Genomic DNA, 12,704 nt, shown 5'->3' on the forward strand with positions numbered 1-12,704 from the left:
GAAATCGGCTGAAAGCGCGGCGCGAAGGGCCATTTTCCGAAGGGAAGGGGTTTCAATACGGCGCATCGCACTTATATGAAGGGTTCCGGTACGCCCGCGACACGATGGACGGCCCTTGGACTGGAGAGGCCCATTCGTCCGTAACCCGGAAAGCTGAACATGTATCTTCTTGCCCGCTGCCCTCTGGTCCCATGTTGAGGCCGCGGCGGCGCGGTATCGCCTCGGTCAATGCCGAAGTGCGGGACGGGATCGTTCCTGCGGCCGGAGCACTGGCCAAGACGCGTGATGAAGGACCTGCGGAGTCCGGCGCAAACTACCGTTTTGTCGCGCTTATCATTGCATCAGCCCTGTTCATGGAATTCGTCGATGCGACGGTGCTGGCCACGGCGCTTCCCACCATGGCGCGGGACTTCTCCGTGCGTCCACAAGAGATGAGCGTTGCGCTGACGTCCTACCTGCTGGCGCTTGCGATCTTCATTCCCGCCTCCGGTTCGCTGGCCGATCGCTTCGGATCGCGCACGGTTTTCCGTACCGCAATCCTGCTGTTCGTGCTGGGAAGCCTTGCCTGCGGGCAGTCGCGCTCCCTGGAAATGATGGTCGCCTCGCGCTTCCTGCAGGGCGTGGGAGGGGCGATGATGATACCGGTCGGGCGACTGGTCCTGCTGCGCTCCGTCGCCAAGCGCGACATGGTCAATGCAATGTCGTGGTTGCTGGTTCCCGCGTTGATCGGCCCGATACTGGGGCCGCCACTGGGCGGGTTCATCGTGACTTATCTGGACTGGCGGTGGATATTCTACATCAACCTGCCGATGGGGGCGCTGGGCTTCTGGCTGGTCGGTCGCTATATCGCCAACATTCGCGAGGATGAGCCTGGCCGCTTCGACACGCCCGGCTTCATCCTCAGTGGCCTTTCGCTAGGGTGCCTGCTCTTCGGCTTCGAGATGGTCAGCCGTCCCGGCGAAAGCGTCATGGCAGGAGTGCTGGTGGCTATCGGCCTGATCGCAGGCATCTTCTATGTCCGCCATGCCCGCAACCGCGAGGGTGCCATCCTCGACCTTGAACTGCTACGTGACCCGACGTTTCGCCTTTCGGTCATTGCGGGATCGATCACGCGCATTACCCAAGGTGCCCAGCCATTCCTGCTCCCACTGATGATGCAGGTGGGCCTTGGATTCACCGCAGCGAAGAGCGGGACGATCACCGTCGCCACCGCGATCGGCTCGCTGGCGATGAAGAGCTTCGCGCAGCGCGTTCTTCGCCGTTTCGGCTTCCGCCGTGCCCTGATCTGGAATGGGGTGATCGCAACCGGCGGCTATGCCATCTGCGGCCTGTTCGGCCCCGCCTGGCCGACCTGGGCGATGTTCGCGGTTCTGGTGCTGTGCGGCTTCTTCATGTCCTTCCAGTTCACGGCTTATAATACAATCGCTTATGATGGTGTCGATAAGCAGCACATGAGCCGCGCGACGGCGTTCTATTCCACGTTCCAGCAATTGATGTTGTCTCTGGGCATTTGCGTGGCGGCCATGGCGTTGCACCTTGCCATGATCGCCAATGGCAATTCAGCACCGACGTTGCGCGATTTTTCGGTAGCGTTTTGGGTCGTCACTGCGATCTCACTCACCGCCACCATCTGGAACCTGCGCTTTTCAAGGGATGCAGGGTCGGAAATCAGCGGCCATGTCGAGTGTGAAGAGACCTCGGAGGAACGACGTTCGGCGGCCTGATGCTCAATGTAAACGTGCCTTGAGAAGGGGGCGTAGCAGATAGTTGAGAACACTGCGCTTTCCATTCAGGATATCCACCTCGGCGACCATGCCGGGAATGATCGGCAGCGCCTTGCCGTCCCGCATGAGATGCGCGCCGTCGGTGCGGACGAAGACCTGATAGTAGGCGTCCTTGCCGCGCACCGTCTCCTCCTCGATGGTATCGGCACTGATGCGCTCGACCCGCCCGTTAAGGTCGCCGTAGACGGTATAGTCGTATGCCGTGATCTTCACTTTCGCCGGCATGCCGGGGACCAGGAACGCCACGTCGCGCGGGCGAACCCGTGCTTCGATCAACAGGCGATCTTCGATCGGCGTGACTTCCATGATCGGCTCGCCGGGTTGAACCACACCGCCGCGCGTATTGATCAGGACGGTATTGATCCGCCCCCGTACCGGTGAACGGATTTCGGTGCGCCGCAGCTGATCGCCGCGCTGCTGGACGATCGGGGTGACGGCGCTCAACTCGGCCTGCTTGTTGGCCAGTTCGGTATAGGCCTCCTGCGCATAGGTGTTTTCGAGTTCGACCAGCTTGCCGGTATAAGTCGCGATGTCCTGCCGCAGTTTGAGCGCCTCCATCTCGCTGACGACCTTGCGGGCGGTCAGAGGCTGCACGATGGCCAATTGCCCTCGCGCGATGTAAATCTGCTGCTGCAGGGTGCGCCGCCCTTCCTCCAGTTTGCTGCGCCGGGAAGCGAACAGTTCGCGCTCGGAACGGACGAGCGCGTCATCGGCCTGGACCTGTGGAGGAAAGCTGATCGAACCCTTGCCGAGCACTTCCGCCTGAAGCCTGGCTATCGCGGCTTTGAGAACGACCGCCTGGCTCGCTGATTCTTCGTAGGAGGTCCTGAAATGCGTGGGATCGAGCCGGACCAGCGACTGCCCCCGGGCCACGATATCGCCTTCGCCGACCAGAAGGTCTGCCAGAATGCCGCCCTCCAGGCTCTGGATCTTCTGCATGCGACTGACCGGGACGACTCTTCCTTCACCGCGCGTGACTTCGTCGATACGGGCAAGGGATGCCCACACGATGGCGATCACGATGCTGGCCATTACTGCCCACAACAAGGGGCGAAACAGGGGATGCGGGCCGGTCTGGAATGGATCGTCCGGTTCGCGGTGGAACCCTTGTGCCGGGAAGGTTTCAACCGCCATGCGCCGCTCCCGCCGCCATGCGCTCGGGCGCGGCCACCTGATTGCCGGAGACGACGCTGCCGATCGGGCCATCCATCACCACACCGCCATCGCGCATGACGATAACGCGATCGACCAGCGCCAGCATCGAACGCTTGTGTGTCGTCAGGACCAGCGTGCGATCGCCCAGCCAGGGTTGCAGGCGCGTAACCAGGTGGTCCTCGGCTGCCTGATCGAAGAACGCCGTCGCTTCGTCGAGCAGCACGATCTGCGGGTCCTGCAGGATCACCCGGGCAAGACCCACCGCCTGTCGTTGTCCGCCGGACAGACTGCGGTTGCCGAGCAGGGGCAGGTCCAGCCCCATGGGATTGGCCCGTACGAAGCGCCCCAGCCCCACATCGTCGAGAACCGTGAAGATCTCCGCATCCGATATGGCGCGGCCCTCGAGATTGAGGTTCTCTCGCAGCGAGCCCTGCATCAGGGCGATGTCCTGCGGCAGGAAGCCGATTGCCGCCCGCCGATCCGAAGGGTCGATCTGGGCAAGGTTCATCCCGTCGAGCATGACGGTGCCCGACGTCGCGTCGCCAAGGCCCGACAGAAGGCGCAGCAGCGTCGATTTTCCGGCGCCATTCCCGCCCAGTATCGCCACTTTCTCTCCGGCGGCGATGGTGAGTGCGGCGATTTTCACCACCGGCGGTTCGTCGTCGTATCGAACCGCGGCGTCCGTCAGGACGAACCGTCCCCGCAATCGCTCTGCGCGGACGAATACACGGTTCCCGGGGCGCTCGACCGCAGCGGCCATGAGCTGGTCCAGCCCTTCGAGCGCGACCCGGGTATGTTGCCATCGTGCCAGTATTCCCGCAGCCTGCGACATCGGCGCAACGGCCCTTGCCGCAAGCAACGAGCATGCGACGAGCGCGCCGACGGTCATCGCCCCTTCGCCGATGCGGTACACGCCGAAGGCGACGACGCCGACGTAGCAAAGTTGCTGCACCATTCCTGCGCCATAAGTCAGCGCGCTCGACAACGAATGGCTGTGCCGCGCAGTTTCCGAGAGTTGGGCGGTCAGCGATTCCCACAAGCGCAAGGCACGCCCTTCGCCGCGCCCGGCCTTGATCGCCTCCAGGTTCTCCACCGCCTCGATGAGGATGCTGTTCTTGATCGCACCTTCCCGCAGGTTCCTGCGCGAAAGGTCTGCAAGCCGGCCCTGCATGAGGAGGCTGGGCAGCACCATCAGCAGGACGGTAGCAATCGGCACGACGACGACCGGGCCGCCGATCAGCGCGATGATCGTGAGAAATATGAGCGTGAATGGCAGGTCGCTGGCGATGGCTGCACTGGACGAGGTGAAGAATTCGCGGACGCCTTCGAACTCGCGGATCTGGCTGGTGAAGGCTCCAAGCGAGGCGGGGCGGGCGGCAAGTCTCGTCTGCAGCACGCGCGCGAACAGCTGTGTCGACAGGTTCAGGTCCAGGCTCTTGCCCATCGCATCGAGAAGATGCCCGCGCATATAACGCAGCATAGTTTCGAGCACGATGGCGATGACGACCCCGCTCGCAAGTATCCAGAGGGTATCGAACGCCGAATTGGGCACGACCCGGTCGTAGACCTGCATCGCGAAAATGGCCGTCGCGATGGCGAGCAGGTTGGCCATCATCGCGCCGAGAGCCACTTCCAGATAAGCACGGCGATACCGTCTCAGTGCACCAAAGAACCAATGCCGACCATCGGTGGACGCAAATGCGGCGGCCCGGGGCTCCGACTTGAAGCGCGGCTTGGCGAAGACCGCGATGCCTGTGTGCAATACCGCCAGCTCGGCCACAGGTATTCGCTGCATGCCGCCATCCGCATCGGGCAACAGCAGGAGCGCCACGTCACCTTCCCGCCCGGCAAGAACCACGCTGTTCCCGTCCTTGAGTAACAACAGGACCGGTAGCAGATAACTCGGCAGATCGAGATCGCAGCGCCGGACCTGCGCGGCTATGTCGAGCCGCCGCATGGCCCTTGGCACCATGTCCAGAGGTATAGTGCCATCGACGAGCGGCATCCCGTCGCCCAGTTCGGCCACGCTGGTATGCCGCCCCAGCACGGCCGCGAGGAGGACCAGGCCTGCCCGCAAGCTATCCTGCCTGCGCGGCGATGATCCGCATTTGTCTGGCCCGGCATCCGTCACGGCAGTTCCGGCGGCAAAGCGACCAGATCGGACAGCCGGCCCAGCTGTGCCGCTATCCGATATTGAGTCCTGGCCATTTGCAGCATGACTTCGTTGAGCGATCGCCGGGCATCGAAATGCTCGCGCTGGATCGTCACGAGATCGACGATGTCGCGGCGACCGACCTCGAACTGCTCGCGATAGAGGCCGCTCAGGTTGCCGGCATCCGAAACCTGGGCGCGCAGTGCCTGTGCCTGCTGCTCGAGCGCGGTTGCCGTCGTCATCAGGTTGCGCAGCTCGCGCGCGATATCGCGCCGAACCGCGGCCTCTTTCAATTGTGCGGCGTTCACGCGCTGCCTTGCTGCATCGGCCCGGTCAAATAACGAAAGGCCCTGTAGCGGCGTCATGCGCAGGCGCAGTGCGACGACCGCATCGCTTGCCATCCTGCCGCCGATCTCACGACTGAGCGCAGTCGCCTCGAGATTTACGCGCGGCAGTATCGACGAGCGGGCATCGTCGAACTGGGCCCGGGCGTAGTGCGTTTCCTCGAGCGCCTTGCGGAAGGCGGGAGCCTCGTCGATCAGCGTATCGATATTCTGCGTTTCGATACGCCGGACCATCGAGGCCGGTACGGGCTGCTCCAGATGTCCGGGGGGCGTTCCGACAAGCGTTTCGAACTGCGCACCGGCATTGGCGGCTTGTCCGTCATCGCTGGCCAGCCTTTGATGCGCGCGGGCCAGTTCGAGTTGCGCCCGGTCCGGCTCGCTGCGATCGGCATATCCGCCATCCGCCCGCATGCCGGTCATGCGCGACAGATCCTCGAGCGTCGAAATCTGCGCGAGATCGACTTCGCGCTGCAGGCGCGCCAGCACGACATCGAGGTAGGTTTCGATCACGTCTCGGACCGCTTCGTCGCGTGTCATCGACCATTCTGCGCGGGCCTGCCGTTCGGCCGCCCGCGCGCCGTCGGTCCTGCTGCGCGTCTGCCCCCAGTCGTGGACCATCTGCGCAGCGGTCACTTCATAAGCCCATTTCTCCGTCGACACTTCCTGTGGGCCACCCGATGCGGAGATCGACGGGAGGTATCCGGATCGCGCCACTTTCACCTCGGTATGCGCGGCCTTCACCTCCGACGCTGCCGCGGAGAGCGCCGGATGACGCGCTATCGCGGCAGCTACGGCTTCCTCCACCGTCATGGCCTCCGCCCGCCGCAGAGCTGGGCAAACGGTCATGAAAGCGATCATGCCAAGAACGAACAGAGCATCTGCGCAGCCTCCCCCCGCTGCCCTCACACGACGACCTGGACTGTGTTGTCCTCGACCAGAATGGTGCTCACCCCGAATGTATAGACGTCGTATACGAGGCCATCGAGCGTCTGCGTCGATCCGGTGTCGACGGCACCGGTGATGTTCAGCACGTCGTTGGACTCACCGGTTATCTGCAGGGTGTGTCCCGCATCGGTGATTGCGCTGACTTCCGACGCCGTCAGGGTCAACACGCTACCGCTGTCGCCCGTGCCGAGATCGATGCGCTCGATGTTCGACAGCGTGCCGACCCCCGGCGCTCCGTAATCGAGATCGATGCCGTTCCCGAGCAGGATCGTATCGAACCCGGCACCGCCGTCGATGGTGGAGAAGTTGGTGGCCAGCACTTCGACGGTGTCGTGCCCCGGACCGGTCAGCACGTGATCGCCTGCGCCGACGTTCAGGACGAGATCGTTCCCGCTGTTGCCGTTGATGTGCTCCGCCCCGGTTGTGCCCGATATGATGTCGTCCGCCAGCGAGCCGTTCACATCGATTTGTCCCAGGTTCAGGGACAGGCCATTGGGACTGAGGGACAAGCCGTAGATCGCGCTCTCATGCCCTTGCGGATCGGTGGCCACCATTCCCAACGATATCTGGGAGCCAAGATTGAGGATGTCCGTAACGTTCAGGCCCAACTGGGTCAGGATGGCCGGGCTCAGGAGATTGAGCGTGAAATGGCCGCTGCCATCGGCGGTAAGGGGCAGCAATTCAACGTTGAGCACCGGAGTGACGACCCGGATCACCACCGTGGAGTTGGGCTCGGTCGTACCGCTTATGCCGAATTGGGGGTTGAGCGGGTTGAGGCTGACGGCCAGACCGAAGCCTCCGATAGTCGGCGGCGCTTCGATGTTGGGCGCGACATCGATCGTCGCCACGCTGCTCGTGTTGCCGGCCGGATCTTCGCTGGTGACGGAGATCCGAGCGTCGAGCAACTGCGCCCAGTCGAGCCGAATGCCAAGGTCCGTCAACAGGTTGAGCGAAGCCAGGCCGCTGTTGTCGGCTGTGACCACGGTATTGGTTGTCAATCCGCCCACGGTCGCCGTGACCGTCAACTGCGAGCCGGGCTCGCCGGATATGGTCAGAGCGCTGGCCAACAGCGACAGGACGGGCGTTGCGGGGGGGCTCGTGTCTATCACGAAGTTGACGGGCGATGCCCCATCTCCTCCGCCGATGCTGGCCGATACGGATGATGCTCCCTCGGGAAAACCACCTGCGGGCGCGATCGTGAGGACGACGACCCCGGCCAGTATGTCGCCCACCGACAGGACATGGGTGGCTTGCGCCTGATATCCGCCCTGGCCGTTCAGCGCGGCCGTGATCTGCTGCCCGGCCTGCATCGTCGGTCTGAGCGTGACTTCGACCTGGATGCCGTCTGCCGCCTCGTTCGCGTTGATGTAGCCGTCGTCCGCCTCGACCACGGCTATCGTCAAGGGCGCGATGTCGGGGGCGATCAGGACCGTGGGCAAACTCTGGTTTCCCGCGGCGTCGATGGCAATGGCGCTCACGGTCTCGTTGGCGATCAACGGGGTGAGCAACGGGAGGCTGAAGTTACCGTTGCCATCGACCGTGACTTGTATTGGATTGGCCGTTTCCCCATCGATCACGACCCGAACGGTAACGCCTGGTTCCGCTGATATGAGCAGAAGTTCACCGCCCGAAACCAGCGTCAGGACAGGGCTGTCAGGAGCGGTCGCATCGATCGTGACGGTGGATACCGGGCTGATATTGCCTGCGGCATCGATGGCGAATGCCTCGACCACCGTGGAATCGGGAAGGGGCGTGGATGGCGTGAAGATCCAGCCGCCGTTTTGATCGACGATGGCCTCGCCCAGCGGGATACCCAGCCCGTCCGTCAGGATGATGGTCGTACCGGGTTCGGCCGTCCCGGTAAGGACGTCGCCGCTGCTCGCGGCGATGATCGGTGCGACGGGCGCAACGGCATCGACCACCGTGCTGGCCGGAAGGCTGGTGTTACCGGCCGCATCGACGGCGACGACCTCCACGACGGTATCGTGCGGCAAGGCGAGGGTGGGTACGAAAGTCCAGTCGCCATTGTCGTCCGCGGTCGTTTCTCCGATCGGATTGCCCAGCGAATCGCTGAGCAGGAGCGTCACCCCCGGTTCGGCATTGCCCTCCAGCAGCGCACCGGTCGTCGGGTCGATGGTCGGAATCGCCGGTGGCACGCCGTCCACGGTGGTGCTGACCGGTCCGCTTACATTGCCTGCGGCGTCGACCGATACCGCGATGACCACCGTGCCATCGGGCAAGGGGAGCAGGGGGGTGAACGTCCAGTTGCCCTGCGGATCCGTCGTAACCTGTCCAAGCGGCAAGCCATAATCGGGAACCGCAGACGAGGCTGCGAATACCGTGAAGCCGCCCGGACTCGCCTGCGGCGAGAAGGCGGCAAATGTATTGCCCGTCCCGTCCATCAGCACCACGGTCGAATTCGGTTCCGCCGTGCCGGTGACGAGCGAGCCGTTGGTGGGATCGATCGTGGGGTCGGCTGGGGCAGTGGAGTCCACCGTCGTAGTCGATGCGGGACTGACGTTGCCTGCCGCATCTCGTGCCGTGGCGGTCACGACAGTGCCGTCCGATAGCCGAGCGCCGGGCGTAAAGCTCCAGTTTCCGCCGCCATCGGCACTCGTGTCTCCGATCGGATTGCCGTCGCCATCGGTCAGGGTGACAACCGTATTAGGCTCAGCCGTGCCGGTGAGCGCATTGCCGTCGGTGGAATCTATGCTCGGCGCGTCTGGAGCGATCGCGTCGACCGTCGTGGTAGATGCGGGGCTGGCATTTCCCGCGGCATCCTGGGCGGTGGCGCTGACTCCCGTGCCGTCCGCCAAGGGGGGGCCGGGAACGAAGCTCCAGTTCCCGTCTGCCTCGGCGAGCGTCTGGCCGATGGGATCGCCATTGCCGGCGGTGAGCAGGATGAGGGCTCCGGGCTCGGAGGTGCCGGATATCACCGTGCCGTTGGTCGGTGCGATTTCGGGTGCTGCGGGAGAAACGGCATCGATGACGATACTATCGGAAGCACTTTCGTTGCCGGCCGCATCGCGAGCCACGGCATTGACGCTGGTGCCGTCGGGCAGCGGAGATCCCGGCGTGAAGGTCCAGGTTCCACCTGTGCCTACGACCGTCTGGCCGAGGGAATTGCCGCTGCCGTCGGTGAGGACCACCGTTGCGCCCAACTCGCCGGTGCCGGAAATCACGTCACCTTTGGATGGGGCAATGTCGGGAGCCGCAGGCGCAGTGGCATCGACCGCAGCGCTGGTCGAAGGACCGACATTGCCCGCCGCATCGCGCGCAGCCACCACGACGGTGCTTCCATCTGCCAGCGGCGGCGACGGCGTGAAAGTCCAGTTCCCGTCGCTATCGGCGCTCGTCTCTCCGATCGGATCGCCGTTGCCGTCGGACAGGATCAGAGTTGCCCCGGGCTCCGCAGTGCCGGACACCGTCGTCGCATTGGGCGGCGCCAATGTCGGGGCCGGGGGCGCCATCGCATCGACGGCGGTGCTGGTTGGAGGGCTGCTGTTGCCTGCGGCATCGCGCGCAATCGCGATCAGTATCGTGCCATCGGGAACCGGATTGGCGGGCGTCATCGACCAAGCCCCGTCAATGCCGGTGATTGCCTGCCCAAGCGGCGTACCGCTGCCATCGGTGACCAAGATGGTGGTTCCGGCTTCGGCCTTACCGCCGATCTCGGTGCCGTTGCTTGGTGAAAGGGTCGGAGCGTCGGGAGCGAGGGAGTCGATGGTTATGCTGGCCGCCGGGCCAGCCTGCCCCTCCAGGTTCACCGCTGCGACGCGGATCACAGTCCCATTGGTCAGCGGCGGTTGCGGAGTGAATGACCATGTTCCGTCTGCCGCGATCGTAGCCTGACCGACCGTATGCCCTGCGGCATCCGTGAGCATAACCGCGATGCCGCTTCCGGCGGTGCCGGTCAACGCGGTACCGTTGCTGGGGGCGATGGTGGGGGCAGTGGCCGGTGGAGGAGTCAGGTCGGGCGCCCGGACGGTCGCCGCGTCACTCATGTTGCCCGCCGCGTCGGTGACCCTGACCGTGATCGGCTGCCCATTGTCGACGGGAGCAGCGAAGAGGACCGAAAATGTTCCATCGGCGGCGATCGTCGCCGTGTAGTCGGGCTCGCCGTCACCATCGATGTCGATGGTGACGGTCGCTCCGGGTTCGCCGGTGCCTGTGATTCCGGTGCCGTCCGCCGCGACACCGAGTTGCGTGGCGTTCTCGGGCGGAGTGAGATCAGGCGCGTTCGTGCCCGCCGCCGGACCGACATTTCCGGCGGCATCGCGGACAGTGACGCTGATCGGCTCCGCATTGACGAGTGCCGGTGCCAGGACAACCGTGAAAGCGCCGTCGGCACCGACGATCGACGTGTAGTTCGCCGTTCCGTCGCCATCGGTATCGACCAGCACCGTAGCTCCGGCCTCCGCGCGCCCCGTGAGGCGGTCTCCGGCTGCCGAAACGACGAGATTGCTCGGTGCGGCCGGCGCGGTCGTGTCGGGAGGTGTCGTCGGCGTATCGTTGCCGCCGCGATTGCCCCCACCGCCGCCTGCCGCGACCGCGATGAGTCCGCCGCCACCGAGCACCGCAAGCGGAACGATCACGCCCGCGCCCAGACCGGCGCCGGACGCCGCTCCGGCGACCATGCCGGCGGCTTCGGTCGCAGGCGGAGCGGCAAATCCGGCAATGACATCCATCGGGACGTAGGCAGGCGTGGCAAGGCTGCTGCCGGATAGTTGCGCTACGTCCGCGGCCACGAGGTGATCTTCCTCGACCAGCATCAGTTGCGAGAACCGGGATGGATCGACGTAGAAGTTCGCGATTCTCACGGTTTCGCCAGTTCGCAGGTGCACCAGGAGGTCCGTGCCTTCGCGGCTGAAGCCGGTCACCGCTTCGGGTGCCACGTTCAGGGCGATGCTGCTGCCAGGGGCGACCGAAACCGAACCTTCCACGGCTTGGACAGGGGCGATGCGCACGCCGGACAGGTCGGACGAGATCTTGGCCTCAACGGGCATTGTGCACCTCCCGCGCAGAGCATGCTGGCGCTCCGTACAGGCTAGGGAATAATCACGCGCCGGGATTCGCCAATTGCGTTCCCCTCCGATTTCGAGGGAAATATCCGGGAACCAAATGCTTTAGAGGCTTAGGGAAAAGTTTGGTGCGCTCTCGAGGTCTATAACGGATGCAATTCCTGCAAGGAGCTTGCCGTGCTCGACCAACTCGATCCCATCTACTGCAGGTCCGGCTTGAGGGTCGGCTGATGACCAGCCTCCGATCAGTCATTCGTTATTTTACATAAGATACATTATCAACTTAAAGCGCATTGAAGGACCAGAATGCTTTCTTCTTGAGGCATGCGTCAGATTGGAAAATCCGTCTCAAGGAAGTCCATCACTACACGCGCACGCATCGGCATGCGCATGCCGCGAAAGCCGTTGGCGAGCATCACCGGGATGGACGGAATATCCGCATCAGGCATGATCTGCTTCAGGAGGCCACGCTCGATGTCTTCCTGGACCTGGATGCGCGGCAACAGCCCGATGCCAAGTCCCCCTCGCGTCGCGCGCAGTACTGCCTCGCTGGAATTGGCGCGCAGAAAACCCGACACCTCGAGTTCGCGGCCGTCGATCGACCATGGCGCCGGCCGCGCCGCGTAGCCATATGTCAGGCACTGATGCTGCTTCAGTTCACCGGCCGTCACAGGCACACCATGACGCTTGACATAGTCCGGCGCGGCGACCAGCACGCGCGGAAGCTGCCCCAGCAGCGTGCTTCCGGCGGCGTTTCTCCCGTCTCCTACCCAAAGCCACAGGTCCAGACCACCGTGGTCTGCCGCATCGCGCCAGTCGGCGACGAGCAGTTCGATCATCAAATCGGGATGCTGCGCCGCGATGCTTCCGAGCCGCTGCGCGTAATGGAAGCCGAGCGCCGTCGTTACGCCCACGCGCACCAGTCCGCGCGCCGCCACCGCTCCCACGAGGTCCGCTTCGGCCAGCCCTACCTGATCGAGAATCGCCACCGCGTGCTCCAGCAGTCGCTCCCCATCCGCCGTCAGCGCCTGGCTGCGCGTGGTGCGCTGAAACAGGCGCACGCCGAAATGTTGTTCCAGATCACTGATCGCCCGCGCAATCGTGGTATGGCTGAGGTTCTGGCGGCGGCCCAGCGCCGAGAAACTGCCCTCTTCGTTCAGGCGCACGAATAGCCGCAAGGATCGGATCAGGTCACTCATCTGAACGTATATAGCACAAGTGGTGTGCATATTTGATATATTGTCTTCACACACGCACGGATCGAATGGGAGCGGCGGCCCCCAGAAAGTCACCGAGATTGAGA

Annotated in this window: 6 protein-coding genes; 1 reads left to right on the forward strand and 5 read right to left on the reverse strand. The window is 64.0% G+C overall.

Going from position 1 to position 12,704, the window contains the following annotated elements; translation table 11 throughout:
* Window positions 1-191: 191 nt before the first annotated feature.
* Window positions 192-1,724 carry an MDR family MFS transporter gene (locus LH128_RS24595; protein ID WP_008832398.1) on the forward strand — a complete coding sequence of 511 codons (1,533 nt, stop codon included), beginning with the start codon at window positions 192-194 and terminating at the stop codon, window positions 1,722-1,724.
* A gap of 3 nt (window positions 1,725-1,727) precedes the next feature.
* Here LH128_RS24595 and LH128_RS24600 read toward each other — a convergent pair whose 3' ends face one another.
* The 5 genes from LH128_RS24600 to LH128_RS24620 all read right to left on the reverse strand — a co-directional run bounded on the left by LH128_RS24600 (window position 1,728) and on the right by LH128_RS24620 (window position 12,600).
* Window positions 1,728-2,918: an HlyD family efflux transporter periplasmic adaptor subunit gene (locus tag LH128_RS24600; protein ID WP_008832399.1), complete on the reverse strand. Its 1,191-nt coding sequence runs from the start codon at window positions 2,916-2,918 to the stop codon at window positions 1,728-1,730.
* The gene (locus tag LH128_RS24605; protein WP_008832400.1) at window positions 2,908-5,016 is read right to left on the reverse strand and encodes a type I secretion system permease/ATPase; all 2,109 of its coding nucleotides are present in this window, start codon (window positions 5,014-5,016) and stop codon (window positions 2,908-2,910) included. Before LH128_RS24605 ends, LH128_RS24600 begins: the two co-directional genes overlap by 11 nt.
* A 50-nt stretch (window positions 5,017-5,066) precedes the next feature.
* Entirely contained in the window at window positions 5,067-6,281 is a 1,215-nt protein-coding gene (locus tag LH128_RS24610) for a TolC family protein (RefSeq protein WP_155986209.1), read from the reverse strand.
* 56 nt (window positions 6,282-6,337) lie between these two features.
* Window positions 6,338-11,386, reverse strand: coding sequence for an Ig-like domain-containing protein (locus LH128_RS24615; RefSeq protein ID WP_008832402.1), 5,049 nt, complete (start codon window positions 11,384-11,386; stop codon window positions 6,338-6,340).
* A gap of 344 nt (window positions 11,387-11,730) precedes the next feature.
* Entirely contained in the window at window positions 11,731-12,600 is an 870-nt protein-coding gene (locus LH128_RS24620; RefSeq protein WP_036525011.1) for a LysR family transcriptional regulator, read from the reverse strand.
* Window positions 12,601-12,704: the final 104 nt, after the last annotated feature.

Source organism: Sphingomonas sp. LH128, from assembly GCF_000293195.2.
Lineage (GTDB): Bacteria > Pseudomonadota > Alphaproteobacteria > Sphingomonadales > Sphingomonadaceae > Novosphingobium > Novosphingobium resinovorum_A.

Bases quoted from the DNA above. Each gene is read 5' to 3' on its own strand.
- LH128_RS24595 (WP_008832398.1), top strand. From the start codon at position 192: ATGTTGAGGCCGCGGCGGCGCGGTATCGCCTCGGTCAATGCCGAAGTG.
- LH128_RS24600 (WP_008832399.1), bottom strand. From the start codon at position 2,918: ATGGCGGTTGAAACCTTCCCGGCACAAGGGTTCCACCGCGAACCGGAC.
- LH128_RS24610 (WP_155986209.1), bottom strand. From the start codon at position 6,281: ATGACCGTTTGCCCAGCTCTGCGGCGGGCGGAGGCCATGACGGTGGAG.
- LH128_RS24615 (WP_008832402.1), bottom strand. From the start codon at position 11,386: ATGCCCGTTGAGGCCAAGATCTCGTCCGACCTGTCCGGCGTGCGCATC.
- LH128_RS24620 (WP_036525011.1), bottom strand. From the start codon at position 12,600: ATGAGTGACCTGATCCGATCCTTGCGGCTATTCGTGCGCCTGAACGAA.